We start from the raw sequence: 26,469 nt of genomic DNA, 5'->3' as shown, positions 1-26,469 counted from the left end.
GGCGGGTGTGAGGCGTACCTCACACCCGCCGCCGTAAGGTGCGGTCCTGCTCAGGCGGTCACGCGCTCCGCCAGCTCCTTCGCCTTGGTGGCCGCCTCCTGCTGGGCCTTCTCGCGGGACGCCTCGAAGAGCGGGATCAGCTCGGCCATCGCCGGGTTGGACGGCGCCATCGTCAGCTCGGGCACGATGAAGTCCACCTCGAAGCCGAACGCCCCGTTGAGCACGGACTCCAGGTAGTTCTGCACGTACTCGAAGTCCTCGCGCGGGGTGCCCGGCGCGTAGCTGCCGCCGCGGCTGGCGACGACGACCGCGGGGGTGCCCTTGGCGGACGGCTCCGCGCCGGCCGTGCGGCCCATGATGATCGCCTGGTCCAGCCACGCCTTCAGGGTCGAGGGGATCGTGAAGTTGTACATCGGCGCGGCGATCACGATCGCGTCCGCCTGCTCGATCTCCTCGGCGAGCTTCGTGCGCAGCGCGTAGGCGGCCTGCTGCTCCGGGGTGTGCGTGGCGGGGTCGCTGAAGCCGGCCGAGGCGGCGACGCCGTCGAGGTGCGGCAGCGGCTCGGCCGCGAGGTCGCGGTGGATGACCGTGCCGCCGGGGTGCTGCTCCTCCCAGGTCGTGCGGAAGGCGGCGGTCACGGCACGGGAGGCGGAGACGCCCTCGGGCGAGACGGACGAATCGATGAGCAGCAGCGTGGCCATGGTGAGCTCCTGGTCCTGTTAAGGGTGCGCAGGTAGGGGCGGGGCCGGTGGCCGGCGTCCCTGCCTCGGCAGGTGGAAAACCGTATGTACCTATGGATACCACAGTCGCTTACTTTTTTGCAGCTCCCTACGGGAAAGCAGTACTCTGGTGCCATGGCGGATCACGGCGGAGAGGCATGCAGGCAGGTCGACAGCGGCATGACGCGCGTTTTCGGCCTGCTCGGGAAGCGCTGGACCGGGCTGATCGTGGCGACGCTGCTGTCGGGTCCGGTGCACTTCGCCGACCTGCGGCGGGCGATCCCGGGCATCAGCGAGCGGATGCTCTCCGACCGGCTCATGGAGCTGGGCTCGGCGGGCCTGGTGGTCCGCGAGGTCGACGCGGGCCCGCCGCTGCGCGTGGCGTACCGGCTCTCCCGGGCCGGACTCGCGCTGGAGCCGGCGCTCAAGGAGCTCGCGCGCTGGGCGGAGACGTATCTGGCGGACGGGGGGCAGTGCCCGGAGCGGTTCCGGGACTGAGGCTGAGCCGCTTCCTTGTGAGCCGCTGGGGTCAGCCGAGCTGCTGCTGTGCTTCGTTGTAGCGCAGCAGGTACGAGGCGAAGCGCTCCAGGTCCGCGTCGTCCCAGTCGGCGAGCCGCTCGGTGAACGCCTGGCGGCGCTGCGCGCCGGCGCTGGCGAGCACCTGCGCGCCGAGCTCGGTGGGGTGCAGTACCTGTACGCGGTGGTCGTCCGGATCGACGCGGCGCTCGACGAATCCCAGCCTCTCCAGCGCGGAGATCTGCCGGCTGACCGTGGATTTGTCCAGCAGGTAGTGTGCGGCGAGATCGGTGGCGCGGCAGCCCTTCTGGTCCTCCAGATGGGCGAGCAGGGTGTACGAGACGAGCGAGAGCTCGGGGTGCATCCGGGCCGCGGTGGCGCGGGCGCGACGCGCGAACGCCGTCAGCTCCTGCTGGATGATTCCGACGGAGTTGTCTCGCTGAGTCACGGTCTTTGCCTTTCTCCTGGTCGTTGCATAGTACAACCTAAGTGTGGCGCTTTCCGCAGGGAGGGCGGGGGTGAGTGGGATGGTGGTCACCCGCCTCGGTCCCTCCAGAGGCACCGGCCCGACCGAAGGGAACCCTCTGATGGACACAGTGCGGCTTCCGTATGTCAGCGGTTTTGCGCGGCGTGGCGACGACGGGCCGGGGCCGAAGGCCGCCGGCAAGGCGCTGCGCGAGACGGTTCCGCGGTCCGCGCACAGCGAGCTGGCCCTCGGGGCAGGCCGCCCCGGCGCCGTGGAGGCGGTGGAGGAGTCCAACGCCGGCCGGCTGGCGGAGCTCGTCCCGATACGGGTCGGCCGGATGGCGGCCTCGCCGTTCGCCTTCCTGCGCGGCTCGGCCGGACTGATGGCGTACGACCTGATGACCACGCCCGTCACCGGCATCGCGGCCCAGATCTGCGGTGACGCGCACGCCGCGAACTTCGGCCTGTACGCCGACGCCCGCGGCCGGCTCGTCATCGACCTGAACGACTTCGACGAGACGCTGCGGGGGCCGTGGGAGTGGGACCTCAAACGGCTCGCGGCCTCGCTCGTCCTGGCGGGCCGCGAGGCGGGCGCCGGCGAGGACACCTGCCGGGACGCGGCGCGGGACGCGGCGGGCGCGTACCGCCGCACGATGCGGCTGCTCGCCGGGATGCCCGCGGTGGACGCGTGGAACGCCATCGTGGACGAGGACCTGGTCTCGCACGCCGACGCGCGGGACCTGGTGGGCACGCTGGAGCGCGTGATGGCCAAGGCGCGCAAGAACACCAGCGCGCGCTTCGCCGCGAAGTCGACCGAGGCGGTACCGGACGACGGTGCCGGCGGCACAGCGCCGAGCGGCGGGCGTGCCGGGGCCCGGCGGCGGTTCGTCGACGCGCCGCCCGTACTGCGGCGGGTGCCGGACGCGGAGGCCGCCGCGGTGGTGTCGGCGCTCGCCGGGTACCTGCGGACGCTGCCCGACGACCGTCTGCCGCTGCTGTCCCGGTACGCGGTGCACGACGTGGCCTTCCGCGTCGTCGGGACGGGCAGCGTGGGCCTGCGCTCGTACGTCGTCCTGCTGCTGGATCACCGGGGCGAGCCGCTGGTGCTGCAGGTGAAGGAGGCACGCGCCTCCGCGCTCGCGCCGTACGTGCAGAAGGCCGGGTTCGAGGTGCTGCCCGTGGAGCACGAGGCGCGCCGGGTGGTGCTGGGCCAGAAGCGGATGCAGGTCGTGAGCGACATGCTGCTGGGGTGGACGACGGTGTGCGGCGCGGAGGCCGCGGCGGACGGGCGCCGCGAGGGGCTGCCCGTCCAGGTGCGGCAGTTCCGTAACCGCAAGGGCAGCGTGGACCCGGCGGCGCTGCCGGCGGACCAGCTGGACGACTACGCGCGGATGACCGGTGCGCTGCTGGCCAGGGCCCATGCGCACAGTGCCGACCCGCGGCTGGTCGCCGGGTACTGCGGCAAGAACGAGGAGCTGGACGAGGCGCTCGCTTCGTTCGCGGTGGCGTACGCGGACCGTACGGAGGCCGATCACGAGGAGCTGGTCGCGGCGGTGCGCAACGGGCGGCTGGCCGCAGAGTCGGGAGTGTGAGCCGGGCCGTAGGGTGGCCGCGTGACGAACTCGCAAGCGCAGAACGGGCAGGACGGCCAGGAAGCCGCAGGAGGCGCGGGCCCGGAGGAACCGGCCGCCGGCGGCTCCGAAGGGCGGGCAGCGGGCGGCACCGCCCGGCTGGCGCAGGCCGTGCGGGCGGCCGAGCAGGCACTGATCGAGTTCGAGATCGCGGTGGAGACCTTCCGGGTGGAGGTGGAGAACTTCTCGCGCCTGCACCACCAGCGGCTCGGGCCGATGTACTCGCGGCTGGACGAGCTGGACGCGCAGATCGCGGAGGCCGTCGCGGCACGGTCGGGCGATCCGGAGGACGCGCGCAGGGCGCAGGAGCTCCGCGCGGCCGTGCTGCCGATGCCGGGTGTGGAGGAGCTGTTCCACGGCTGGATGGGCTCCGAGGGGCTGTGGCCCGAGGCGCAGGCCATGCTCACGGACCAGCCGGTGCGCCCGCCGCAGAAGGTGCGGCCGAGCGAGGAGGCCCGCAAGGTGTTCCGGGACCTGGTGCGCAAGGCGCATCCGGATCTGGCGCGGGACGAGGCGGAGCGGGAGCGCCGGGACGCGTTCATCTCGCGGGTCAACGCCGCCTACGCGGTCGGTGACGAGGCGGCGCTGCGGGAGCTGGCGGCGGAGTGGGAGGCCGGTCCGGTGCCGCAGGAGCGGCAGCTGAGCGAGAGCGAGGAGCTCTACGCGCGGCTGGAGTGGCTGGCCACGCGCAAGGAGATGCTGACGGCGGTCGCCGCGGAGCTGGAGGAGAGCGCGATCGGCCAAATGCTCAAGATGGCGCCGGAGGACCCGGACGCGCTGCTGGCGCAGATCGCCGAGAAGCTGCTGGCCGACGTGGCGGAGCGCGAGGAGCGGCTGGCCCAGCTGGTGGGGTAGCGGGCTGCTGGCGAAGCTGCGGCGCGGGCGGCGTGCGGGGAGTCCGGTCGGGTAGCGTCGGGGCCATGCATTTTGGTTCTGTGCCCACGGTCGGTGTCGATGCGCTCACGCCGGCGGATTTCCTGCTGGACGTGCGTGAGGACGACGAGTGGGAGGCCGGGCACGCCGAGGGCGCCCTGCACATCCCGATGAGTGATTTCGTCGCGCGCTACGGCGAGCTGACGGAGAAGGCGCCCGAGAGCGGCAAGGTGTACGTGCTGTGCCGGGTCGGCGGCCGCTCTGCGCAGGTCACCCAGTACCTGGTCCAGCAGGGCCTCGACGCGGTGAATGTCGAGGGCGGCATGCAGGCGTGGGAGGCCACCGGGCGTCCCGTGGTCACCGATCAGGGCGCGCCGGGCGCGGTCATCTGACCCTCGGCCGAAGGTCTTTCGCACGGCGGCGCTCTGTTTCACGTGAAACGTGAAGCGGGGCGCCGCCGCGTTGTGGCAGCGCCCGCTCACCCCAGCGGATGAGCCGCCAACAGCTCCCCCAGCGCCTCCTCGTGGGCCGGGGCCGGGCCGAGCGCGAGTTCCAGTTGCTTGGCCCAGGCGTGGTAGCGGTGCAGCGGGTAGTCGGTGTCGGCGCCGAAGCCGCCGTGGAGGTGCTGCGCGGTCTGTACGACGCGTCGTACGCCCTCCGCGGCCCAGATCTTGGCCACGGCGACGTCCCCGGCCGGGGGCAGGGCGCCGGGTGCGCCGGTGCCGATGCGCCAGGCGGCCTGCCACAGGGTGGCTTCCATGGCCCGCAGGTCGATGTACCGGTCGGCGGCCTGCACGGCGACGGCCTGGAACGTGGCGACCGGGTGCCCGAACTGTTCGCGGGTGCCGGTGTATTCGGCGGTCATGGCGAGCACGCGCTCGCCGAGCCCGAGGGCCTGGGCGCAGGTGCCGACGGTGAGGAGCTGCCGCAGCCGTTCCCAGGCGGCGGGGTCGGTGATCATCTCGCGGGCGGTGAGCCGTACGGCGTCCAGACGGACCTCGGCGTACCGCTCTCCGTTGGTGGAGAGCTGCTCGGCGAGGGTGACGCCGGGGTGGCCGCGGGGGACGAGGGCGAGGACGGCGCTGCCGTCGCGGGTGTGCGCGGGGAGGAGGAGGCGGTCCGCGCTGTACGCCCAGGGCACGGCGCTGTGGGTGCCGTCCAGGGTCCAGTGCGCGTCCTCCTCGTGTGCCTCGACGGCCAGTTCGGCCGGTTCGTGCCCGGTGCGTCCGGCGGTGGCGACGGTGACGATCAGCTCGCCGCGGCCGATGCGGGGCAGCGTCTCCGCGCGCAGGCCGGGGTCGGCGTAGGTCTGCAGGGTGAGTGCGGCGGCGCCGGCCTCCAGCAGCGGTACGCGGGCGAGGACCTTGGCGGCTTCGCGCAGGACGAGACAGAGCGCGACGGGGTCGAGTCCAGCGCCGCCGTACGCGGGCTCGATCACCAGGCTGAGCAGGTCGGCGTCGGCCAGCGTGCGCCACAGGCCGCGGTCGATGTCGTCGGCGACGGCTCCGCTGGTGAGGGCGGGTGACGGGACGGCGTCGGGGGCGACCCGGGAGAAGACGGCCCCGGCCGCCTCGGCGGCCGCCTGCTGTTCCTCTGTGAAGGTGAAGTCCACTGGCTGTCCTTCCGCACGCACCGTTGGGGGCCTGCAAGGTAGAACAGGTTGCAGGAATTGGGAATGGCGGCGGACGGCCGAGGTGCGGCGAGGGCGGTCCAGCGGGTGCGGGCGGCGGTCGGGAAGGTGGCGAGGCTGTGCACAACTGGAGGATCGCTGTCGCCGCGCACGTGGCCTGGGTACGGTTCCGTGGCGGGATGGAGCCGCACAGGACCGGGGAACGGGGCAGGAATGCAGTCATACGCGGAGGAAACGCGACCACCACAGGCGCCACCCGGCACCGCGCTCTCCCTGCCCTCGCGGATCGTGGTGGCGACCGCGGCGGGCGGCATCGCGGTCGCCGCCCTGGTCCACCTCGCGATGATGTTCCTGCATGTCGCCCCGTCCAACACGGTCACCAAGGCGCACGGCGCCGCGGTCAGCGACTACGTCTATCCGGAGTACGAGCAGAACTGGAAGCTGTTCGCGCCCAATCCGCTGCAGCAGAACATCTCCGTACAAGTACGGGCGGAGATACGCCCCGGGGACGGCGGCAGTGCCCGTACGACCGGGTGGACCGACCTGACCGCGCTCGACGGCCGGGCCATCCACCACAACCTCTTCCCCAGCCACACGCAGCAGAACGAACTGCGCCGCGGCTGGGAGTCGTTCGTCGGCTCGCACGACGCGCAGAACCGCCCGAACGGCACCCGCGGTGAGCTGACCGAACGCTATCTGCGGCGGATCGCGATGGGCCGCCTCGGCGCGGTGTGGACGGCGCACGGCGGCACGGTCGACCGGATGGAGTTCCGCTCGGTGACGACTCCTGTCGGGACGCCGCCGTGGAGCGGCGAGAAGATCAGCGACAAGCCCGTGTACCGGGTGCTGCCCTGGTGGCCGGTCACCGTCGACGACGTGCCCGAGGGGGCGAGCAACAAGTGACCACGCACCCCACGGAGCACCGGAGTTCGACGGAGCCGACGCACGCGACGGACACCGGCGGCTCCGGCGTACAGGACGCCGAAGCGCAGGACTACGTCGTGCGGGACACCTGGATAGAGCGCGTGATCGGCCGCGGCTTCGCCCGCGTCACGGCCGGTCCGATGGCTCCGTACCAGACCGCCGTGATCCGCATCGGCTTCGCCGCGACCTGGCTGTTCTTCCTGCTGCGCGAGTGGCCGAACCGCCACGAGCTGTACGGTCCGGACGGCGTCTGGAGCCTGGACATGGCCCGTCGGCTTCTCGGGAGCAACGGCGCGTTCTCCGTCCTGGTCTGGTCCGACGGCCGCGGCTGGTTCGAGCTCGTGTACGCGCTGGCCATCGTCTCCAGCGCGCTGCTGATGCTCGGCTGGCGCACCCGCACCATGTCCGTGCTGTTCATGATCGGCGTGCTGTCGCTGCAGAACCGCAGCGTCTTCCTCGGGGACGGTGGCGACAACGTCATCCACCTGATGTCGATGTACCTGGTCCTGACCCGCTGCGGGCAGGTCTGGTCGCTGGACGCCCGGCGCGCGCGGAGGGCGGCGGCGGCCGGCGCCGACGGGGCGCCGGGCCGGGACGTGACCGGCGTACTCCTGTGGTCCGTCCTCGGATTGGTCCTCGCCCTCGCCCAGCTGCTCGGGCTGTACGGGCTGGAGTGGACGGCCAACGGGCCGTTCCCGCACGTGGGCTGGGGCCTGGCGCTGTGGGCGCTGTGGCTGGCGCACGGCGCGTGGTGGTGGGCGCGGCGCTACGCGCCGGGAGAGCCGCGTACGGTCCTCAACACCCTCGCCGACCTCGCGCACAACGGCGCGCTGCTGGTCATCATGGTCGAGGTCTGCCTGATCTATGCCACGGCCGGCTGGTACAAGATCCAGGGCAACCGCTGGCAGGACGGCACCGCCGTCTTCTACCCGATGCACCTGGACTACTTCTCGCCGTGGCCCGAGCTGTCGGGGCTGCTCGCGGGCAGCGGGCTGCTGATCATGCTGGCCACCTACGGCACGGTGATCGTGCAGGTCGCCTTCCCCTTCACGGTCTTCAACCGGCGCGTGAAGAACGTCCTGCTGGTGGCGATGATCATGGAGCACCTGTCCATCGCCGTGCTGCTCGGGCTGCCGTTCTTCTCGCTCGCGATGGTGACGGCGGACGCGGTCTTCCTGCCGACGAACTTCCTGCGGTGGCTCGGTGGCCGGGTGGCGGCGGTACGCGACCGGCTGCTCCCGGGCGGCGCGGCGCGGCCCGCGTCCGGCGGAGCTGCCGGAGCGGCGGCGGACGCGGAGAAGTCGGCCGGCAGGCCGGGGGACGCGGAGAAGTCGGCCGACGGGCCGGGGGACGAGGGGAAACCGGCAGGTGGGCCGGGGGCTCGTACGCGGGAGTCCGGCGGTGGCCATACGCTCGTGGGGTGAGCAGCGAGAAAACCGCCCCCGGCAGCGGTACGGACACCACCGGCCGCCGCACCACCGGCCCGGCGACGATCCTCCCCGACGAGTCCGCACGGCCGGCCGAGCCCGTCCAGTACGACGAGGGCTTCGCGACCGTGGTCGGCGTGGGGCCGCACCCGGAGCCCTGGCCGCAGGACGAGCGGTACGACCCCGAGCTGCTCGCGCACGGTGACCGGCGCAACGTCGTCGACCACTACCGCTACTGGACGCGCGAGGCGATCGTCGCCGACCTGGACACCCGCCGCCACGACTTCCACGTGGCCGTGGAGAACTGGGGCCACGACTTCAACATCGGCTCGGTCGTCCGCACGGCCAACGCCTTCCTGGCCAAGGAGATCCACATCGTCGGCCGGCGGCGCTGGAACCGGCGCGGCGCGATGGTGACCGACCGCTACCAGCACGTGCGCCATCACCCCGGCACCGAGGACCTCACCGCCTGGGCGGCCGCCGAGGAGCTGCCGATCATCGGGATCGACAACCTCCCCGGCGCCGTCCCGCTGGAGACCACGGAACTGCCGCGGCGGTGCGTGCTGCTCTTCGGCCAGGAGGGGCCGGGGCTGACCGAGGAGGCCCGGGCGCACGCCTCGATGGTCTGCTCGATCGCGCAGTTCGGCTCGACCCGCTCGATCAACGCGGGGGCGGCCGCCGCCATCGCCATGCACGCCTGGATCGGCCGCCACGCCCACATCGAGCCGCCCGCCTAGAACGGGCCTTACCGACCAGCCTCGGGTGTGGCCCAGGGCCTGATCACGCCTGGCGACGCACCTCCACCGTCCGGAACCGGTTGGCCACGAACGCCGCGTCGCACAGCGCCGCGTTCGCCGCGGGATTGCCGCCGGAGCCGTGGAAGTCGGAGAACGCCGCGGTCTGGTTGACGTACACCCCGCCCGTGAGGTTCAGCGAGAGCTGGGCGCACTCCTCCAGGCAGGCGTCCTCGACCAGGCGCTCCACCTCCGGCGAGGTGGTGTACGCGCCGACGGTCATCGCGCCCTTGTCGCGCAGCGTGCGGCGCAGCAGCTCCACCGCCTCCGGTGCGGAGTCCACGGCGACGGCGAAGGAGACCGGCCCGAAGCGCTCCGACAGGAAGGGCGGCTCCGCGTCCGCCCCCTCCCACCGCTTCCGCTCGCCGTCGGCCTTGACCATCACGGGCGTACGGACCGTGGCGCCGGGGAAGTCGGGGTGGGTCACCTCGCGGGAGGCCAGCGCGACCTCGCCGAGCTCGGGAGCCGCCGTTATACGCCCGGCCACCTGCGGGTTCACGATCGCGCCCAGCAGGGCGTTGGCCCGGGCGTCGTCGCCGAGCAGGCCCTGGACGGCGCCCGCGAGGTCGGCGACCACCTCGTCGTACGTCTTCGGGCCGGCGTCCGTGCTGATGCCGTCCCGGGGGATGAGGAGGTTCTGCGGGGTGGTGCACATCTGGCCGCTGTAGAGGGACAGCGAGAACGCCAGGTTGCCCAGCATGCCCTTGTAGTCGTCCGTCGAGTCGATGACGACGGTGTTGACGCCGGCCTTTTCGGTGTACACCTGCGCCTGGCGGGCGTTCTCCTCCAGCCAGTCGCCGAACGCGGTGGAGCCCGTGTAGTCGATGATGCGCACCTCGGGGCGGAGCGCGAGGATCTTGGCGAGGCCCTCGTCGGGGCGGTCCACGGCGAGCGCGACCAGATTCGGGTCGAAGCCGGCCTCGGTGAGCACCTCGCGCGCGACGCGGACGGTGAGGGCGAGCGGCAGGACGGCCCGCGGGTGCGGCTTGACCAGCACGGGATTGCCGGTGGCCAGGGAGGCGAAGAGGCCCGGATAGCCGTTCCACGTGGGGAAGGTGTTGCAGCCGATCATCAGGGCGACGCCGCGCGGGACGGCCTGGAAGGTCTTGCTGAGCTCCAGCGGGTCGCGCTTGCCCTGCGGCTTGGACCAGGGGGCCTCGCCGGGCGTGCGGGTCTGCTCCGCGTAGGCGTACGCCACCGCCTCCAGGCCGCGGTCCTGGGCGTGCGGCCCGCCGGCCTGGAACGCCATCATGAACGCCTGCCCGCTGGTGTGCATCACCGCGTGCGCGAACTCGTGGGTGCGGGCGTTGATCCGGGAGAGGATCTCCAGGCAGACCGCGGCGCGGGCCTCGGGCCCCGCGTCCCGCCAGGCGGGGATCGCCGCGCGCATGACCGGCAGCAAGACATCGGGGTCCGGGTGCGGATAGGTGATGCCCAGCTCGATGCCGTACGGCGAGATCTCCTCGCCGGTCCAGCCGTCGGTGCCGGGCTGGTCCAGCTCGAAGCGGGTGCCGCGGAGGGCCTCGAAGGCGGCCTTGCCCTCGGGCGCGGCGTCCTCGCCGTACGCCTTGGGGTGCTCCGCGTGCGGGGACCAGTACGCACGGCTGCGGATGGTCTCCAGCGCCTGGTCGAGCGTGGAGAGGTGCTTCTCGATCAACTGCGTGGTGGTCGGGTCGGCGGCCATCGGGGACCAACTCCTCGTCGATCAGGGCTGGGAGCGGACGGGCATCGGAGCTAGAGTAACCGAACGATCGGTCGGGGCAAGGGGGCCCCGGAAAGCCTGTGGAAAACTCCGTCGGAGCGCCGGTCGTCACGGCGGGACGCGTGGGGCGGGAGCCCGCTCCGCGTCCGCCGGCGCCGGTCCCGTCCCGCTCCCTGGTCCGCTGTGCGGCCCCGTCCGGAAAGCTGCTGTAATCATGACCATGGCCAAGCGCGACACCTATACGCCCGATTCGCTGCTCGCGGTCGCCGTCGAGGTGTTCAACGAGCGCGGTTACGACGGCACGTCCATGGAGCACCTCTCCAAGGCGGCCGGCATCTCCAAGTCCTCCATTTACCATCACGTGCGCAGCAAGGAAGAGCTGCTGCGGCGGGCGATAAGCAGGGCGCTGGACGGCCTCTTCGGCGTCCTCCAGGAGCCGGGCGCGACCCAGGGGCGGGCGATCGAGCGGCTGGAGTACGTGGCCCGGCGCGAGGTCGAGGTGCTGATCGCGGAGCTGCCGTACGTGACGCTGCTGCTGCGGGTGCGGGGCAACACCGACACCGAGCGGTGGGCCATGGAGCGCCGCCGCGACTTCGACAACGAGGTCGCCGAGCTGCTGAAGGCGGCGGCCGCCGAGGGCGACCTGCGCCCGGACGCCGACATCCGGCTGGCGACGAGGCTGCTCTTCGGCATGATCAACTCGATCGTGGAGTGGTACCGGCCGGGCCGCGGCGGCTCGGCGAGTACCGAGGAAGTGGCCGACGCGGTGGTCCTCACGGCGTTCGCGGGCCTGCGCAACGAAGCCTGAAGCCGGGGCGCCGAACCCGGGGCCCGCACGACACGGGCCGTAAGGCTCACCCCTCCGGTTCGAGGTCGGTCTCCTCGAAGACCAGCAGGGTCCGGGTGCTCAGTACTTCCGGTATCGACTGGATGCGGGTGAGGACGAGCTCCCGCAGCGCCCTGTTGTCCTTCGTGTGGACCAGCAGTAGGACGTCGAAATCCCCGCTGACCAGGGCGATGTGTGCGGCGCCCGGGAGCGCCTGGAGCGCTTCGCGCACCGTGCGCCAGGAGTTCTGCACGATCTTCAGCGTGATGTACGCCGACGCGCCCTGACCCGCCCGCTCCTGGTCCACCCGGGCGCTGAAACCGCGGATGACGCCGTCGTCCAGCAGGCGGTTTATCCGGGCGTACGCGTTGGCCCGCGAGATGTGCACGCGGTCGGCCACGGACCGTATCGACGCCCGGCCGTCGGTCTGCAGCATGCGCAGGATGTCGCGGTCGACGGCGTCCAGTGGGCGGACGGGGTGTCGTCCGGCGGGATTGACCATCTGTTCGTCCGGCATGCCGTCCCGTCTCCCCTTCTTGGACGTCCTGACTCCATTCCAGGCTGTGGAGAACCGATTGTCCACAGGCTCGGCCCGCCTGTAGCCAAAATGTGTCGGCAACCGAACAATCGGTAGGGAGGGGTCCGACCCACCGGCCGGTCCCTCGCACCCGCAGTTTTCCCTTCAGCCGCCCGTAACCACCCCGTACGCGGCGCACAGCGCCACCCCTTCCCACCGAGGAGGTGCCCCTCATGACGGTCCTAGAGCAGCCCGGCAGCAGCAGGCACGGCAGCACCGCGACCGGCGACCGCCCGGCCCCGCCGCCCGCTTGGCGGCCCCGCGTCGACCCCGGGCCCCTCCTGCCCGACGAGGAGCCGTACCGCCTGCTCGGTACGGACGCGGCGCGCGAGCTGGACGACGGCCTGCTGAAGCGGCTGTACGAGCAGCTGGTCAGCGGCCGCCGGTACAACACCCAGGCCACCGCCCTCACCCGTCAGGGCCGGCTCGCCGTCTACCCCTCCTCCACCGGCCAGGAGGCGTGCGAGGTGGCCGCCGCGCTCGTCCTGGAGGAGCGCGACTGGCTCTTCCCCAGTTACCGCGACACCCTCGCCGCCGTCGCCCGCGGCCTGGACCCCGTACAGGCGCTCACCCTGCTGCGCGGCGACTGGCACACGGGGTACGACCCGCGGGAGCACCGCGTGGCGCCGCTGTGCACCCCGCTCGCCACCCAGCTGCCGCACGCGGTGGGCCTCGCGCACGCCGCCCGCCTCAAGGGCGACGACGTCGTCGCGCTCGCCATGGTCGGCGACGGCGGCACGAGCGAGGGCGACTTCCACGAGGCGCTGAACTTCGCGGCCGTATGGCAGGCGCCCGTCGTCTTCCTGGTCCAGAACAACGGCTTCGCGATCTCCGTGCCGCTCGCCAAGCAGACGGCCGCCCCTTCGCTCGCCCACAAGGCGGTGGGGTACGGCATGCCCGGGCGGCTGGTCGACGGGAACGACGCGCCCGCGCTCCACGAAGTGCTCGGCGAGGCGGTGGCGCGAGCGCGCCGCGGCGGCGGCCCCACGCTGGTCGAGGCCGTGACGTACCGCATGGAGGCGCACACCAACGCCGACGACGCCACCCGCTACCGCAGCGACGCCGAGGTCGAGACCTGGCGCGGCCACGACCCGATAGCCCTGCTGGAGCGCGAGCTGGCGGAGCGGGACCTGCTGACGCCCGCGTACGTGAGCGCCACGAAGGACGCGGCGGAGGAGATGGCCGGCGCGCTGCGCGCGCGGATGAACGCGGACCCGGTGCTGGACCCGATGGATCTCTTCGACCACGTCTACGCCGCGCCGACCGGCCAACTGCGCGAGCAGGCGGACCTGTTGCGGGCCGAGATCGCAGCGGAAGGGGAGCACCGATGAGCACCGCAGTCGCCGCCGGAAGCACGACCGCGACCGGGCGCAAGCCGGCCACGATGGCGCAGGCCCTCACCAGAGCGCTGCGCGACGCCATGGCCGAGGACCCCACCGTCCATGTGATGGGCGAGGACGTCGGGCAGCTCGGTGGCGTCTTCCGGATCACCGACGGCCTCGCCAAGGAGTTCGGCGAGGACCGCTGCACGGACACCCCGCTCGCCGAGGCCGGCATCCTCGGCACGGCGGTCGGCATGGCGATGTACGGCCTGCGGCCCGTGGTGGAGATGCAGTTCGACGCATTCGCCTACCCCGCGTTCGAGCAACTCGTCAGCCATGTGGCGCGGATGCGGAACAGGACGCGGGGCGCGCTCCCGATGCCGCTGACGATCCGCATCCCGTACGGCGGCGGGATCGGCGGCGTCGAGCACCACAGCGACTCCTCCGAGGCGTACTACATGGCCACGCCCGGCCTCCAGGTGCTCGCCCCGGCGACCGTCGCCGACGCGTACGGGATGCTGCGGGCGGCGATCGCCTCCGACGACCCGGTGGTCTTCCTGGAGCCCAAGCGGCTGTACTGGTCCAAGGCCGACTGGTCCCCCGACGACCCGGCGCCCGTCGCGCCCATCGGCCGCGCGGAGATCCGCCGCCCCGGGAGCAGCGCCACGCTGCTCACGTACGGGCCGTCGCTGCCGGTGTGCCTGGAGGCGGCCGAGGCGGCCCGCGAGGAGGGCTGGGACCTGGAGGTGCTGGACCTGCGCTCCCTGGTGCCGTTCGACGACGAGACGGTGTGCGCTTCGGTGCGGCGCACGGGGCGCGCGGTCGTCGTCCACGAGTCCACCGGTTTCGGCGGTCCCGGAGGGGAGATCGCCGCCCGGATCACCGAGCGCTGCTTCCACCACCTGGAGGCGCCCGTGCTGCGGGTGGCCGGCTTCGACATCCCGTATCCGCCGCCGATGCTGGAGCGGCACCACCTGCCGGGCGTCGACCGGGTACTGGACGCCGTGGCGCGCCTGCAGTGGGAGTCCGACTGGACCGAGGGCCGTACTGAGGGCGGCGGCACCGAGGGGAGTGGCAGCTGATGGCCGAGGTACGCGAGTTCCCGTTGCCCGACCTGGGCGAGGGGCTGACCGAGGCGACCATCGTGCGCTGGCTGGTCGAGGTGGGCGAGGTCGTCGCCGTCGACCAGCCGGTCGTGGAGGTCGAGACGGCCAAGGCGATGGTCGAGGTGCCGTGCCCGTACGGCGGCGTCGTCACCGCCCGGATGGGCACAGAGGGCGACGAACTGCCGGTCGGCGCCCCGTTGGTGACGGTGGCGGTGGGGGCGTCGCAGGACGCCGGCACCGAGCGCGCCACGGACGGCGAGCCCGCCGGAGAGGCCGAGGGCTCGGGGAACGTACTGGTCGGATACGGCACGAGCGCACCGGCGGGGCGCCGGCGACGCGTACGGCCGACGGGCGCGGCCCGTACGACCGGGGCGGGCGGTCCGACGGGGACGACGGGGACGCCGGTTCCCGAGGCGGCGACGGCCCCGGAGACGGCGGTGGTCCCCGAGACGGCGACGGGCCGGGAGATACCGGAGGGCGTCGGCGGGCCGTCGCCCGTGCCGGTGATCTCGCCGCTGGTGCGGCGGCTGGCGCGGGAGCACGGCGTGGACCTGCGCACGGTGCGGGGGAGCGGTCCGGAGGGGCTGATCCTGCGGTCCGACGTCGAGCACGCGCTGCGCGGCGGAAAGCAGGCCGGGGCCGGAGCGGTGGCCGCTGCCGCCGGGACCGGCGCCGTGGCCCCGGAGGGGGCCGAGCGGGTGCCGCTGAAGGGGATGCGGGGCGCCGCGGCGGAGAAGTTCGCCCGCAGCCGCCGGGAGATCCCGGACGCGACCTGCTGGGTGGACGCGGACGCGACGGAGCTGCTGGCCGTCCGCCGCGCCATGAACGCGGGGGGTGGCGAGAAGGTGTCGCTGCTCGCGCTGCTGGCCCGGATCTGTACGGCGGCCCTCGCGCGGTATCCGGAGCTGAACTCCACCGTCGACACGGCGGCGCGCGAGATCGTCCGGCTGCCGGAGGTGCACCTGGGGTTCGCGGCGCAGACCGACCGCGGCCTGGTCGTGCCGGTCGTGCGGGACGCGCACGCCCGTACGGTCGAGGGGCTCTCCGCCGAGATGGTGCGGCTCACCGAGACCGCCCGTGCGGGCCGGCTCTCGCCCGCCGAGCTGACGCACGGCACGTTCACCCTCAACAACTACGGCGTCTTCGGCGTCGACGGCTCCACGCCGATCATCAACCACCCCGAGGCCGCGATGCTCGGCGTCGGCCGGATAGCCGCCAAGCCCTGGGTGCACGAAGGGGAGTTGGCCGTACGGCAGGTCGTACAGCTCTCGCTCACCTTCGACCACCGGGTGTGCGACGGCGGCACGGCGGGCGGCTTCCTGCGCTTCGTGGCGGACTGCGTGGAACAGCCGGCGATCTTGCTGCGGGGGCTGTGAGCGGCGGGCGCCGCGTACGCGGAGGCACGGGCGGCCTCCCCGGCCGCCGGTGCACGAAGTAACGGTACGGAAGGGTGTTGATCGCCCCGGCGCGGTGATACTCGGAGGGTGACGAGCGACTACGACACCATCGTGCTGGCCGGGGGCGCGGCGCGCCGGCTCGGCGGCGCGGACAAGCCAGCGCTCGCGGTCGGCGGCCGGTCCCTCCTGGACCGGGTGCTCGCCGCCTGCCACGGTGCGGCGCGCACCGTGGTCGTCGGGCCGGAGCGGCCGACCGCGCGCCCCGTGGTGACGGCGCGCGAGGACCCGCCCGGTGCCGGGCCGGTCGCGGCGCTGGACGCGGGCCTGCGGCACACGACGGCCGGCACGGTGCTCGTCCTCTCCGCCGACCTGCCCTTTCTCACGACTGCGACGGTGGACGCGCTGCTGGCGGCGGCACTGCCGGCGGGGGGCGACGGGGCTCTGCTGATCGACGGGGACGGGCGGGATCAGCCGCTCGTGGCGGCGTACCGGGCCGCGGCGCTGCGTCGTTCCCTGGAGACGCTGCGGGCCGCGCGCGGCGGGCTCGACGGGCTGCCCTTGCGGGCCCTGCTCGCCGAATTGACGGTGCGGCGGGTCCGGGACGACACGGCGGCGGCCTCGTTCGACTGCGACACCTGGGAGGCCCTCAGCGCGGCGCGCGCCCGGATCAGGGAGCATGGACACGTGTTGGACGAATGGATCACCGCAGTCAAGGCCGAACTGGGCATCGAACTCGATGTCGACACGGCCGTCCTCCTCGACCTGGCGCGGGACGCGGCACACGGCGTGGCCCGGCCGGCCGCGCCGCTGACGACCTTCCTCGTCGGGTACGCGGCCGCCCAGCAGGGCCTCGACGTGGCGGAGGTCAGCAGGCGCGCGGCGGCGCTGGCGAACCGCTGGGCCGCGGAAGCGGCAGACGTCGCGGAGTCCGGCGAAGCCGGGGAAGCGAAGGAATGATGCCCGGTCTGACCGGAGACCCCGGCGAATTCGACGACGCGCTCGCCATCGCCAACGCGGGGCGGTACGGCCAGGCCGGCGGCGACCGGATCACGGACGCCGCACCCCCAGCAACGGACGCCGCGCCCCGAGCAGCAGACGCCGCGCCCCGAGCAACGGACGCCGCGCCCCGAGCAACGGACGCCGCGCCCCGAGCAACGGACGCCGCGCCCCGGACACCGGACACCCCGCCTCAAGCGGGTGCCGACCCGCAGGGTGCCGCCTCTCAGGACGCCGCCCCCCGGGGAACCCCGTCCCGTACCGGCGAGCGCTCGTCCGAACGCACGTGGATCGACCCGTGGCACGCACCCTGGGGCAACGGCCACCGCGCGGCCCGGTCGGAGGCGGCCGCGGCCGAAGACCCGGCCCCGGGCCCGGGTGATCCCCCGCCGTCGTACTCGCCGGAGCCGCCCCCCGAGCCCACAGCCTCCGAGCCCACAGCCTCCGAGCCCACAGCCTCCGAGCCCGCCGCCCCCCAACCGGTCGCCTCCGCGTCCCGTAAGGGATCACCCTCCTCCCCGACCCCCCGCCCCGGTGCCCACTCGCCCTGGCACGTCGCGCGGGTGGCCGCCGCCGGGGCCGTGGCCGGGCCGCTGGAGGCCGGTGCCGTGCCGCTCGGGACCGAGGCGCTGGGGCGGGTGCTCGCCGGTGCCCTCACGGCGCTCACGGACCTGCCCTCGTTCGACACCTCGGCGATGGACGGCTGGGCCGTCTCCGGCCCCGGCCCCTGGCGCGTCACCGCGCCCCGTACGGTCGCGCCCGCCGCTTCGGCCGGCATCCTCGCCGGTCACGCCCCCGCCCGGCCGCTGCCCGACGGGCACGCGATCCGGATCGCCACCGGGGCGCGGATACCGCCCGGTGCCTCGGCCGTGCTCCGTTCCGAGCACGGCGAGACCGCGGAACAGGCCGACGGCGGCGCGCTGTTGTCCGCACCCGGCGGCGCGCCGCCCGGTCAGGACATCCGGCCGCGCGGCCAGGAGTGCCGCAACGGCGATCAACTGCTGCCGCCCGGCGCGCTCGTGACCCCGGCCGTGCTCGGCCTCGCCGCCGCCGCGGGCTACGACGAGCTGTGGACGTACCGCCGCCCGATGGTGGAAATCCTCGTCCTGGGCGACGAGTTGCTGCACAGCGGGCTGCCGCAGGAGGGGCGCATCCGGGACGCGCTCGGCCCGATGCTCGCGCCCTGGCTGCACGCCCTGGGCGCGGAGACCATCGGTCCGCGCCATCTCGCGGACGACGAGGGAGTGTTGTACGAGGCCATCGCCTCGTCGACGGCGGACGTGGTGATCACGACCGGCGGCACGGCCGCGGGCCCGGTCGACCATGTACACCCCGCGTTGCGGCGCCTCGGAGCCGAACTGCTGGTGGACGGCGTACAAGTACGCCCCGGCCACCCGATGCTCCTCGCCCGGCTCGACCCGACCGACGACAACACCCCCGCCGACCGTCCCGCGCGGCACCTGGTCGGCCTGCCCGGCAATCCGCTCGCCGCCGTCTCGGGGCTGCTGACGCTCGCCGAACCGCTGCTCGGTACGCTCTCGGGCCGTACGCGCTCCGCGCCCCGCCGGGTACGCCTCGCCGACGGCGTGCACGGTCATCCGCACGACACCCGGCTGGTCCCCGTGGCCTGCCGCACGGACGAGAAGGGAGCCGTCGTGGCGCGCCCCCTGCACTTCAACGGCCCGGCCATGCTGCGTGGCATCGCCGCCGCCGACGCGCTGGCCGTGATCCCGCCCGGCGGCGCCGCCGAGGGCGAGCCGGCCGTGCTCCTCGACCTCCCCTGGTCCCCCGCCGCCACGGCCCCGGACACCGGTGCCACTGGAGGCCGCGCGTGAAGCTCCCCATGCAGGACGCCGCGGCACACGAGCGGCTCCCCGAGGACGTCTCGCACCGGGTCCAGCTGCCCCGCCGGGCGCCCGCCGCACCGCTGCGCCAGGTGGTGCGCCGGCTCGTCATGGCGCTGATAGTGCTGGTGCTGACGGTCCTCATCGTCTGGGTGGACCGCGACGAGTACCACGACAACGCCAATGGCTCGGTCGACTTCCTCGACTGCGTCTACTACGCGACCGTCACGCTCTCCACCACCGGGTACGGCGACATCGTCCCGTACGGAGACAGCGCACGGCTGCTGAACATCCTGCTCATCACGCCACTCCGCGTCCTGTTCCTGATCATCCTGGTCGGCACCACCCTCGAGGTCCTCACCGAGCGGACCCGTGAACAGTGGCGGCTGAACCGCTGGAGGACCGCCTTGCGCGACCACACCGTCATCGTCGGCTTCGGTACGAAGGGCCGGTCGGCCGTGCAGACGCTGCGGGCCACGGGCGCGAGCCGGGACCGCATCGTCATCGTGGACCCGAGCCCCAAGGTGATCGACACGGCCGTCGCCGAGGGCTTCGCGGGCGTACTGGGCGACGCCACGCGCAGCGACGTACTGCTGCGCGCCGAGGTGCAGCGCGCCCGCCAGATCATCATCGCTACGCAGCGCGACGACACCGCCGTCCTGGTCTCGCTCACCGCCCGCCAGCTCAACAAGAAGGCCACGATCGTGGCGGCCGTGCGGGAGGAGGAGAACGCGCCGCTGCTGCGGCAGTCCGGCGCCGACTCCGTGATCACCTCCGCGAGCGCGGCGGGCCGGCTGCTGGGCCTGTCGGTGAACAGCCCGAGCGCGAGCACGGTCATGGAGGACCTGATCCAGCAGGGCAGCGGGCTGGACCTGATCGAGCGCCCGGTGGTGAAGGCGGAGGTCGGCAAGTCGGTACGGGACACCGGTGACCTGGTCGTTTCCGTACTGCGCGGCCATCGGCTGCTGGCGTACGACGACCCGGCGGCGAGCCCGCTGCAGCACGCCGACCGGCTGATCACCATCGTCCGCGCGGTGCCGAAGGAGGAGGCGGCGGAGCTGGGCCGCCCGGCCGCGCAGGGACTGCCGGGCTCCGGCGTCCAGCCGATGCGCCGGGCGGACGAGAAGGACCGGGTGATCCGCCGCGCGGACGAACAGGACCTCGGGGACTAGTACCGAGGGCGGGCAGGATCTTCGGGGCGGCATCAGCCCCTCCGGGGACGGAGCGGGTGGTTCTCGTACGTCCGGTACCGAGGCGAGTAGCCTCGCGGCCATGCGTGCGATCACCATTACCGAACCCGGCGGACCCGAGGCCCTGGTGTGGGCCGAGGTGCCCGCGCCGCAACTGTCCGAAGGCGAGGTGCTGGTGCGGGTCGCGGCCAGTGCCGTCAACCGCGCCGATGTGGTGCAGCGTCAGGGCTTCTACGACCCGCCGCCCGGCGCCTCCCCCTACCCCGGCCTGGAGTGCGCCGGCATGATCACCGAGGTCGGCCCGGGCGTGAGCGGCTGGGCGGTCGGCGACGAGGTCTGTGCGCTGCTGGCGGGCGGCGGTTACGCCGAGCAGGTGGCCGTGCCGGCCGGTCAGCTGCTGCCGCTGCCGAAGGGCCTCGACCTCACGGCCGCCGCCGCGCTGCCCGAGGTGGCCTGCACCGTCTGGTCGAACATCTTCATGGTGGCCCACCTGCGGCCCGGCGAGACCCTGCTGGTGCACGGCGGGTCCAGCGGCATCGGCACCATGGCGATCCAGCTGGCCAAGGCGGTCGGGGCGCGGGTCGCGGTGACCGCCGGCAGCGGCGACAAGCTGGAGCGCTGCGCCGAGCTGGGCGCCGACGTGCTCATCAACTACCGCGAGCAGGACTTCGTCGAGGAGATCCGCAAGGCCACCGACGGCCGGGGCGCGGACGTGATCCTGGACATCATCGGCGCGAAGTACCTGGCCGACAACGTCAGGGCGCTGGCCACCAACGGGCGGATGACCGTCATCGGCCTGCAGGGCGGCCGGAAGGCCGAGCTGGACCTGGGAGCGCTGCTGACCAAGCGGGCCGCGGTCGCCGGGACGTCGCTGCGCGGCCGGCCGGTCGAGGAGAAGGCCGCGATCGTCGCCGCCGTACGGGAGCACGTCTGGCCGCTGATCGAGAACGGCCAGGTGCGGCCGATCGTGGACCGCACGCTGCCGATGGCGGAGGCCGCCGAGGCGCACCGCATCGTGGAGCAGAGCAGCCACATCGGCAAGGTCGTCCTGACGGTCGGCTGAGCCGGCAGCCGACCGGCCCTGATGGGCCCTGACGCGCACTGACGCTCCCCTGACGCCCTCTCACCGCCGCCGCAGCCGCAGCCCGATGAACGCCAGCCCCAGCCCCGTGAGCGCCAGCCCGGCGCCGAAGGGGAGGACGCGGGCGACCCGGGCGGCGCGTTCGGTGGGGGTGTAGGGCGGCCGGACGGCGCCGGCGGTCTCGCGGTTCGTCGCGGAGGGCCCGGCGGCCGCCGGCTGGTGCGGCGGCCGCAGCGTCTGCCATGCGTGTGTCCCCCGGCTGTGCGGCGAGAGCGGCGCGTACGGGCGCTCCGAGTGGCCACCGGTGCTCGGCCGGTCGGTCGAACCGGGGTCCTTCAGCGCCGTGCCGGCGCTGTCGGAGGTACCGGAGGCGCGCGGCGGCGTACCCGGCCCGCTCGTCCCGTCGGTACCGGACGGGGTGGCGGCGCCGGTCCGGGACGGCGTCGCCGGCCGGCTGGTCGGCCCGCCGGAGCCGGAGCCGGAGGCCGAGTGGCTGGGGGTGGGCCGTCCGGGTGACGCCGTGGCGGAGTCGCTCGCGTCGGCGGACGGGCTCGGGCCGGCGGCGGTCGAGGACGGCGAGGGGCTGTCGTCCGGTTCCGTCGGGGCCTCCGGGGTCCCTGCGGGCACCGAGGTGTCGGGGTCCTGGGGGCGGTGCCCGGTGGTGCCGGTGTCCGTCTGGTCCTGCACGGACGGCTGCGGCCGGCCGGACGCGCGTTCGGGGAGCCGGTCGTCGGCGGGCAGCCCGTCGGTGGACTGCGGCTGCGGGGGATCCGCCGCGGCCCGCGTGTGCGCCCGTACGGGTGGCTGCGTGGTGGCGGCGGCCGCGGGTACGGCGGTGGGGAGCAGCGTGGTGGCCGTCAGCAGGCCGGCGGCGATGAGTGAGCGGAGTCCTGGAACCACGCCGTGTCCTCCCGTGCCGTGCCGTCGAGTGACGTCATCAGCGTCACATGAGCCCACAATTGCGGCATCTCGGGAAAATTCCCCGATGTACCGTGAAAAGCCCTGAACTGCGGCGAAGTACTGTGACGGGACGCGTCACGAGGGTGGATCACTAGTTCCACGGGGCACAACTGTTCTTACTGCATGTACGAGAGAATGGCGGCATGGATATGCCGATGAACGAACGGTCGCAGGAGAGCCCGCACGTCCTGGTTGTCGGCCCGGACGGAATGGCTCTCGGCAGCGCAGGCTCCGGTGGTGGAGGCGGCGATGAGCCACGCGAGGTTCCGGTGACGGAGATGGTCGAACAGCCCGCGAAGGTCATGCGCATCGGCAGCATGATCAAGCAGTTGCTCGAAGAGGTGAAGTCCGCCCCGCTGGACGAGGCGAGCCGGGTCCGCCTGAAGGAGATCCACGCCGGCTCCGTCAAGGAGCTGGAGGACGGGCTGGCCCCCGAGCTGGTGGAGGAGCTGGAGCGGCTGTCGCTGCCGTTCACCGAGGACTCCGTGCCCACCGAAGCCGAACTGCGCATTGCGCAGGCCCAGTTGGTCGGCTGGCTGGAGGGCCTGTTCCACGGCATCCAGACCGCCCTGTTCGCCCAGCAGATGGCCGCGCGCGCCCAGTTGGAGCAGATGCGCCGCGCCCTCCCGCCCGGCGCGGCGGGTGCCGATGAAGACGACGACCACCCCGGCCGCGGCGGCGCCCGCTCCGGCCCCTACCTCTGACGGTCACCGCCGCCGGAGGGCGGACGGGACGTCGGAAACCTGCACCGAGGGGCCCTGCGCGCACGCCGCGCGAAGGGCCCCTCGGTGCAGGTGTGTCCGGGGCCCGGCCGCAGACCCCGCGTCTCAGCCGGACTTGCCCGTCGAGACCACCAGCTGGATCTTCTGGTCGCCCTTGGGGTCGTAGTCGTCGCTTTCGCCCGGCGTCTGGCGGATGACGGCGTTCTTGCCCCACATGGGTTCGCTGTTCTCGTAGGAGATGTCCCACTGCCAGCCGGCGTCGCGCATGCACGCCTTCACCGAGGAGAGGTTCTTGCTGTAGAAGTTCGGCATCATGACCTTCGACTTGTCGTCGAAGCTCTTGACCGCGTCCGTGCATTCCTTGGGGTCGATGATGCGGTCCTTCTGCTCCGGCTGGACCTTGTCGGCGGCGTCCTCGGTGGCGGAGACGGAGGGCTGGGGGCTGCCGGAGCCGTTCGCCTGCGGGCCGGGGGTGTCGGGGTCGCCGCCGCTGAGGGCGATGACCATGACGACCGCGACGACGGCGATCAGGGCGACCACCGCGGAGCCGATCAGCACCGGCTTGTTGCTCTTGCCGCCGCCGGTCCCCGGCCCGCCGCTCTGCGGCGAGATCGTGTACGGCGGCGGGGTCTGCATGGCGCCGTTGTACGGACCGGGCGCCGGGGTCTGGTAACCGTGGCTGGGCGGCGGCGGGGTGGACGGGCCGAAGCCGCCGAACTGGCCGTTCGCCGGCGGCGGCGTGTACGGCTGCTGCACGTTCGGCGCGCCCGTGGCCGGGTTGCCGGTCGCCGACGGGAAGACCGCGGAGGCCACCGACGCGCCGCTGGTGCGCGGGCCCTGGCCGCCGATGATCACCGGCGAGGAGCCGGACTGCCCGGACTGGGCGATGCGCAGGCACTCGTCCTGCATCGTCTGGGCCGTGGGGAAGCGTTCGTTGGGGTTCTTCTTCAGCGCGCGGGCCACCAGCGCGTCCACCGCCGGCGGCACCGACCGGTTGATGCTGGACGGCACCGGCGGCTCTTCCTGCACGTGCGCGTACGCGATGGCCAGCGGCGAGTCCGCGTCGAAGGGCAGCTGCCCGGTCAGCAGCTCGAAGAGCATGATGCCGACGGAGTACAGGTCGGAGCGGGCGTCCACGCCGCGTCCCAGCGCCTGCTCGGGCGAGAGGTACTGCGGGGTGCCGACGACCATGCCGGTCTGGGTCATGGAGGTGACGCCGGACTGCATGGCGCGCGCGATGCCGAAGTCCATGACCTTCACGACGCCGCGCTTGGTCAGCATGACGTTGCCGGGCTTGATGTCCCGGTGGACCAGGCCCATCTCGTGGCTGGTCTCCAGGGCCGCCAGCACATCGGCGGTGATCTTCAGCGCCTTCTCGGTGGGCATGGCGCCGTACTGCGCGACATCGGCGTCCAGCGCCGAGCGCAGCGGCTGCCCGGAGACGTACTCCATGACGATGTACGGCGTCATGCCGCCGTCCAGCTCGTCCTCGCCGGAGTCGTACACCGAGACGATGTTGGTGTGCGAGAGCTTCGCGACGGCCTGCGCCTCGCGCCGGAAGCGCTCGCGGAACGCCTGCTCGCGGCCGAGTTCGGTGTGCAGCGTCTTGATCGCGACCTCGCGGTCCAGCACGCTGTCGTACGCGAGGTGGACGGAGGCCATGCCGCCGGCGCCGAGAAGATCACGGAGCTGGTAGCGTCCCCGTCCCACCGAACGGCCCGCGCCATGGGCCTGTGCGCCGTCCTGGCTCATGTTTTACGTTTCCCCCTCGGCGCACTGCCCGTCATCCCGTACGCGGCACTGTTCGGGCTGTTCTGTTGCTGGCCGCGGTCCGGTACGGAACCGGCCGGCCAGGATCCGGAATTCCGCAGCCAAGTGTGCCCCAGCGCTCCGACCAGTCAAGCTGCGTGCCCGTTCCGTGACCAGATGGGCAGCATCCCCGCACGGCCGCGTCACCTGACGGGAGCCTGTCAGGCCGACGGCGGCGGGTTGTCGCGAGCGTGTCAGAACCTTGTCACGACTCTGTCAGCGGCCGCCGGGCAAAACGGTCACTCGCAGTGAACTTGCCACATGTGGCCGGTGAACGGTTTGATGGCCGGTCCCCTTACAAAACCGGTGTGCGCCGTGGAGCCTGTAGCGTGCTCTTGCGAAGACCGAGACGTAAAGCCGCGTTGTACGCGGATCGATTCGACGGCGAGGACCGATGGCACAGACGCAGAGCCCCCAGGGCCCGTCCGATCCTGAAGCCACCGGCTCCAATATCCCCGACGCACCGGAGATGTGGGGCAACGGTGGTCTGGTCGGTGACGGGCGCTACCGCCTGACGGGCCGTCTGGGCCGGGGCGGCATGGCGGAGGTGTTCGCCGCCGAGGACGTACGGCTGGGCCGTACGGTCGCGGTGAAGCTGCTGCGTTCCGACCTCGCCGAGGACCCGGTCTCCAAGGCCCGCTTCACCCGCGAGGCACAGTCCGTCGCCGGGCTGAACCACCACGCCGTCGTGGCGGTCTACGACTCGGGCGAGGATCTGGTCGGCGGCAACACCATCCCGTACATCGTGATGGAGCTGGTCGAGGGTCACACCATCCGTGACCTGCTGCTCAACGCCGACGCGCCGCCGCCGGACCAGGCGCTGATCATCGTCTCCGGGGTGCTGGAGGCGCTGGCTTACAGCCACCAGCACGGCATCGTGCACCGCGACATCAAGCCCGCGAACGTCATCATCACCCACGGCGGCGCGGTCAAGGTCATGGACTTCGGCATCGCGCGTGCCCTGCACGGCGCGTCGAACACCATGACCCAGACCGGCATGGTCATGGGCACGCCGCAGTACCTCTCGCCCGAGCAGGCGCTCGGCAAGACCGTCGACACCCGCTCCGACCTGTACGCGACCGGCTGCCTGCTGTACGAACTGCTCGCGCTGCGCCCGCCGTTCGTCGGCGAGACGCCGCTGTCGGTGGTGTACCAGCACGTGCAGGACATGCCGGTACCGCCGTCGCAGGTCCTGGAAGCGGTGCCGCCGGAGCTGGACGGGCTGGTCATGCGCTCGCTGGCGAAGGACCCGGACGACCGGTTCCAGACCGCCGAGGAGATGCGCGGCCTGATCCAGTACGCGCTGCAGATGCTGCACGAGCAGGGCGGCCACACCGGTACGTGGAGCACCGGGGCGGTCGCCGAGCACGAGGGCGGCTCGACGCCTGCGATGGGCGTCGCGTCCACGACGGCGATGTCGCACCCGGGGCACGGCTCCACGACCGCGCAGCCGATCCTCCCGGCCGGGATGCGGGACGACGACGGCGGGTACGAGGGCGGGCCGCGCGGCTCGAAGGGCGGCCGCGGCAAGGTCTGGCTGATCGCGGCGCTCGCGCTGATCGCCATCGTGGCCGGCGTTGCCATCGCGCTGCAGAACACCGGTGGCGACGAGCAGCCGAAGAAGCCGAAGCCCACGCCGACGGCGACGAAGAGCAAGGAAGAGAAGACCACCGAGCCGCCGACGGAGGAGCCGACGACGGAGGCCACGCTGCCCGGCGGCACGGGCGGCAACACCGGTGACTACACCCAGACGCCGACGGAGAGCGGGGAGCCGACGCCGACGGACACCCAGACGGCGACGGACGAGCCGACCGGGGAGCCGACGCAGCCCACCGAGGAGCCGACGGACGAGCCGACGGGGGAGCCGACGCAGCCCACCGAGGAGCCGACCGACGAGCAGTCGCCGATCATCCCGCCCGCGGACGGCGAGAGCGGGCAGTAGGCGCCGCACAAGGCCA

At 72.9% G+C, this 26,469-nt stretch carries 24 protein-coding genes; 17 read left to right on the top strand and 7 right to left on the bottom strand.

All coding sequences use genetic code 11. The features are described 5' to 3' along the window. Window positions 1–50: 50 nt before the first annotated feature. Window positions 51–701, bottom strand: a complete 651-nt coding sequence (locus tag ACZ4MH_RS33100; RefSeq protein WP_351586816.1) for an FMN-dependent NADH-azoreductase — start codon at window positions 699–701, stop codon at window positions 51–53. Between the two features lie 153 nt (window positions 702–854). On the opposite strand from ACZ4MH_RS33100, the gene ACZ4MH_RS33095 reads away from it, so the two are divergent. Next, a complete protein-coding gene (locus ACZ4MH_RS33095) occupies window positions 855–1,217 on the top strand; it encodes a winged helix-turn-helix transcriptional regulator (protein WP_351586814.1) in 363 nt (120 codons plus the stop codon). 31 nt (window positions 1,218–1,248) lie between these two features. On the opposite strand, the gene ACZ4MH_RS33090 is transcribed toward ACZ4MH_RS33095, so the two are convergent. Then, window positions 1,249–1,683 (bottom strand): MarR family winged helix-turn-helix transcriptional regulator, encoded by a 435-nt coding sequence (locus tag ACZ4MH_RS33090; protein WP_351586812.1) that lies wholly within the window; start codon window positions 1,681–1,683, stop codon window positions 1,249–1,251. 139 nt (window positions 1,684–1,822) lie between these two features. Here ACZ4MH_RS33090 and ACZ4MH_RS33085 point away from each other — a divergent pair, with 139 nt between their 5' ends. The 3 genes from ACZ4MH_RS33085 (at window position 1,823) to ACZ4MH_RS33075 (ending at window position 4,596) form a co-directional block, all read left to right on the top strand. Further along, window positions 1,823–3,292, top strand: a complete 1,470-nt coding sequence (locus ACZ4MH_RS33085) for a DUF2252 domain-containing protein (RefSeq protein WP_351586810.1) — start codon at window positions 1,823–1,825, stop codon at window positions 3,290–3,292. Between the two features lie 21 nt (window positions 3,293–3,313). Further along, window positions 3,314–4,186: a hypothetical protein gene (locus ACZ4MH_RS33080; RefSeq protein ID WP_351586808.1), complete on the top strand. Its 873-nt coding sequence runs from the start codon at window positions 3,314–3,316 to the stop codon at window positions 4,184–4,186. 65 nt (window positions 4,187–4,251) lie between these two features. Further along, window positions 4,252–4,596, top strand: coding sequence for a rhodanese-like domain-containing protein (locus ACZ4MH_RS33075; protein ID WP_351586806.1), 345 nt, complete (start codon window positions 4,252–4,254; stop codon window positions 4,594–4,596). Window positions 4,597–4,682: 86 nt separating this feature from the next. On the opposite strand, the gene ACZ4MH_RS33070 is transcribed toward ACZ4MH_RS33075, so the two are convergent. Beyond that, the gene (locus tag ACZ4MH_RS33070; RefSeq protein WP_351586804.1) at window positions 4,683–5,816 is read right to left on the bottom strand and encodes an acyl-CoA dehydrogenase family protein; all 1,134 of its coding nucleotides are present in this window, start codon (window positions 5,814–5,816) and stop codon (window positions 4,683–4,685) included. Between the two features lie 231 nt (window positions 5,817–6,047). Here ACZ4MH_RS33070 and ACZ4MH_RS33065 point away from each other — a divergent pair, with 231 nt between their 5' ends. From ACZ4MH_RS33065 to ACZ4MH_RS33055, 3 genes are all read left to right on the top strand, one after another. After that, window positions 6,048–6,737, top strand: coding sequence for a DUF5819 family protein (locus ACZ4MH_RS33065; protein ID WP_351586802.1), 690 nt, complete (start codon window positions 6,048–6,050; stop codon window positions 6,735–6,737). A 161-nt stretch (window positions 6,738–6,898) separates the two neighbouring features. Then, a complete protein-coding gene (locus tag ACZ4MH_RS33060; protein WP_351586919.1) occupies window positions 6,899–8,182 on the top strand; it encodes an HTTM domain-containing protein in 1,284 nt (427 codons plus the stop codon). A gap of 68 nt (window positions 8,183–8,250) precedes the next feature. Continuing rightward, complete coding sequence (locus ACZ4MH_RS33055; protein ID WP_351586917.1) at window positions 8,251–8,922, top strand: TrmH family RNA methyltransferase; 672 nt, start codon at window positions 8,251–8,253, stop codon at window positions 8,920–8,922. Window positions 8,923–8,965: 43 nt separating this feature from the next. Here ACZ4MH_RS33055 and paaN read toward each other — a convergent pair whose 3' ends face one another. Continuing rightward, entirely contained in the window at window positions 8,966–10,663 is a 1,698-nt protein-coding gene (paaN, locus tag ACZ4MH_RS33050; protein WP_351586800.1) for a phenylacetic acid degradation protein PaaN, read from the bottom strand. Window positions 10,664–10,895: 232 nt separating this feature from the next. Here paaN and ACZ4MH_RS33045 point away from each other — a divergent pair, with 232 nt between their 5' ends. After that, the gene (locus tag ACZ4MH_RS33045) at window positions 10,896–11,489 is read left to right on the top strand and encodes a TetR/AcrR family transcriptional regulator (RefSeq protein ID WP_351586798.1); all 594 of its coding nucleotides are present in this window, start codon (window positions 10,896–10,898) and stop codon (window positions 11,487–11,489) included. 46 nt (window positions 11,490–11,535) lie between these two features. On the opposite strand, the gene ACZ4MH_RS33040 is transcribed toward ACZ4MH_RS33045, so the two are convergent. Continuing rightward, complete coding sequence (locus ACZ4MH_RS33040; protein ID WP_031050119.1) at window positions 11,536–12,024, bottom strand: Lrp/AsnC family transcriptional regulator; 489 nt, start codon at window positions 12,022–12,024, stop codon at window positions 11,536–11,538. A gap of 233 nt (window positions 12,025–12,257) precedes the next feature. Between ACZ4MH_RS33040 and pdhA the strand changes: the two genes are divergently transcribed. The 7 genes from pdhA to ACZ4MH_RS33005 all read left to right on the top strand — a co-directional run bounded on the left by pdhA (window position 12,258) and on the right by ACZ4MH_RS33005 (window position 21,002). Beyond that, window positions 12,258–13,415: a pyruvate dehydrogenase (acetyl-transferring) E1 component subunit alpha gene (gene pdhA / locus ACZ4MH_RS33035; RefSeq protein WP_351586796.1), complete on the top strand. Its 1,158-nt coding sequence runs from the start codon at window positions 12,258–12,260 to the stop codon at window positions 13,413–13,415. After that, window positions 13,412–14,488: an alpha-ketoacid dehydrogenase subunit beta gene (locus ACZ4MH_RS33030; RefSeq protein ID WP_351586794.1), complete on the top strand. Its 1,077-nt coding sequence runs from the start codon at window positions 13,412–13,414 to the stop codon at window positions 14,486–14,488. The genes pdhA and ACZ4MH_RS33030 overlap by 4 nt, the downstream gene beginning before the upstream one ends. Then, a complete protein-coding gene (locus ACZ4MH_RS33025; RefSeq protein ID WP_351586792.1) occupies window positions 14,488–15,888 on the top strand; it encodes a dihydrolipoamide acetyltransferase family protein in 1,401 nt (466 codons plus the stop codon). Before ACZ4MH_RS33030 ends, ACZ4MH_RS33025 begins: the two co-directional genes overlap by 1 nt. Before the next feature lie 108 nt (window positions 15,889–15,996). Continuing rightward, the gene (locus tag ACZ4MH_RS33020; RefSeq protein ID WP_351586790.1) at window positions 15,997–16,866 is read left to right on the top strand and encodes an NTP transferase domain-containing protein; all 870 of its coding nucleotides are present in this window, start codon (window positions 15,997–15,999) and stop codon (window positions 16,864–16,866) included. Then, window positions 16,866–18,740 carry a molybdopterin molybdotransferase MoeA gene (locus tag ACZ4MH_RS33015; protein ID WP_351586788.1) on the top strand — a complete coding sequence of 625 codons (1,875 nt, stop codon included), beginning with the start codon at window positions 16,866–16,868 and terminating at the stop codon, window positions 18,738–18,740. The genes ACZ4MH_RS33020 and ACZ4MH_RS33015 overlap by 1 nt, the downstream gene beginning before the upstream one ends. Continuing rightward, complete coding sequence (locus ACZ4MH_RS33010) at window positions 18,737–19,921, top strand: potassium channel family protein (protein WP_351586786.1); 1,185 nt, start codon at window positions 18,737–18,739, stop codon at window positions 19,919–19,921. The genes ACZ4MH_RS33015 and ACZ4MH_RS33010 overlap by 4 nt, the downstream gene beginning before the upstream one ends. Window positions 19,922–20,021: 100 nt before the next feature. Continuing rightward, window positions 20,022–21,002, top strand: coding sequence for an NAD(P)H-quinone oxidoreductase (locus tag ACZ4MH_RS33005; protein ID WP_351586784.1), 981 nt, complete (start codon window positions 20,022–20,024; stop codon window positions 21,000–21,002). A 60-nt stretch (window positions 21,003–21,062) separates the two neighbouring features. Here ACZ4MH_RS33005 and ACZ4MH_RS33000 read toward each other — a convergent pair whose 3' ends face one another. Next, entirely contained in the window at window positions 21,063–21,920 is an 858-nt protein-coding gene (locus ACZ4MH_RS33000; protein WP_351586782.1) for a hypothetical protein, read from the bottom strand. Between the two features lie 203 nt (window positions 21,921–22,123). Between ACZ4MH_RS33000 and ACZ4MH_RS32995 the strand changes: the two genes are divergently transcribed. Then, window positions 22,124–22,684, top strand: coding sequence for a bacterial proteasome activator family protein (locus ACZ4MH_RS32995; protein WP_351586780.1), 561 nt, complete (start codon window positions 22,124–22,126; stop codon window positions 22,682–22,684). Between the two features lie 123 nt (window positions 22,685–22,807). Here the strand turns inward: ACZ4MH_RS32995 and ACZ4MH_RS32990 are convergent, their stop codons facing one another. Continuing rightward, complete coding sequence (locus ACZ4MH_RS32990; protein ID WP_351586778.1) at window positions 22,808–24,454, bottom strand: protein kinase domain-containing protein; 1,647 nt, start codon at window positions 24,452–24,454, stop codon at window positions 22,808–22,810. 451 nt (window positions 24,455–24,905) lie between these two features. On the opposite strand from ACZ4MH_RS32990, the gene ACZ4MH_RS32985 reads away from it, so the two are divergent. Beyond that, a complete protein-coding gene (locus ACZ4MH_RS32985) occupies window positions 24,906–26,453 on the top strand; it encodes a protein kinase domain-containing protein (protein WP_351586776.1) in 1,548 nt (515 codons plus the stop codon). The last annotated feature ends 16 nt before the right edge of the window (window positions 26,454–26,469 follow it).

This window comes from Streptomyces sp. NPDC026301, from assembly GCF_055567935.1.
Note: the sequence above shows the minus strand (reverse complement) of the source record. Positions and strands in the feature narration are given on the sequence as shown.

Coding starts and splice junctions, on each gene's coding strand:
- ACZ4MH_RS33085 (WP_351586810.1), top strand. CDS start 1,823: ATGGACACAGTGCGGCTTCCGTATGTCAGCGGTTTTGCGCGGCGTGGC.
- ACZ4MH_RS33065 (WP_351586802.1), top strand. CDS start 6,048: ATGCAGTCATACGCGGAGGAAACGCGACCACCACAGGCGCCACCCGGC.
- ACZ4MH_RS33045 (WP_351586798.1), top strand. CDS start 10,896: ATGACCATGGCCAAGCGCGACACCTATACGCCCGATTCGCTGCTCGCG.
- ACZ4MH_RS33015 (WP_351586788.1), top strand. CDS start 16,866: ATGCCCGGTCTGACCGGAGACCCCGGCGAATTCGACGACGCGCTCGCC.
- ACZ4MH_RS33005 (WP_351586784.1), top strand. CDS start 20,022: ATGCGTGCGATCACCATTACCGAACCCGGCGGACCCGAGGCCCTGGTG.
- ACZ4MH_RS32985 (WP_351586776.1), top strand. CDS start 24,906: ATGGCACAGACGCAGAGCCCCCAGGGCCCGTCCGATCCTGAAGCCACC.
- ACZ4MH_RS33060 (WP_351586919.1), top strand. CDS start 6,899: ATGGCTCCGTACCAGACCGCCGTGATCCGCATCGGCTTCGCCGCGACC.
- ACZ4MH_RS33025 (WP_351586792.1), top strand. CDS start 14,488: ATGGCCGAGGTACGCGAGTTCCCGTTGCCCGACCTGGGCGAGGGGCTG.
- pdhA (WP_351586796.1), top strand. CDS start 12,258: ATGACGGTCCTAGAGCAGCCCGGCAGCAGCAGGCACGGCAGCACCGCG.
- ACZ4MH_RS33095 (WP_351586814.1), top strand. CDS start 855: ATGGCGGATCACGGCGGAGAGGCATGCAGGCAGGTCGACAGCGGCATG.
- ACZ4MH_RS32995 (WP_351586780.1), top strand. CDS start 22,124: ATGGATATGCCGATGAACGAACGGTCGCAGGAGAGCCCGCACGTCCTG.
- paaN (WP_351586800.1), bottom strand. CDS start 10,663: ATGGCCGCCGACCCGACCACCACGCAGTTGATCGAGAAGCACCTCTCC.
- ACZ4MH_RS33040 (WP_031050119.1), bottom strand. CDS start 12,024: ATGCCGGACGAACAGATGGTCAATCCCGCCGGACGACACCCCGTCCGC.
- ACZ4MH_RS33030 (WP_351586794.1), top strand. CDS start 13,412: ATGAGCACCGCAGTCGCCGCCGGAAGCACGACCGCGACCGGGCGCAAG.
- ACZ4MH_RS33100 (WP_351586816.1), bottom strand. CDS start 701: ATGGCCACGCTGCTGCTCATCGATTCGTCCGTCTCGCCCGAGGGCGTC.
- ACZ4MH_RS32990 (WP_351586778.1), bottom strand. CDS start 24,454: ATGAGCCAGGACGGCGCACAGGCCCATGGCGCGGGCCGTTCGGTGGGA.
- ACZ4MH_RS33075 (WP_351586806.1), top strand. CDS start 4,252: ATGCATTTTGGTTCTGTGCCCACGGTCGGTGTCGATGCGCTCACGCCG.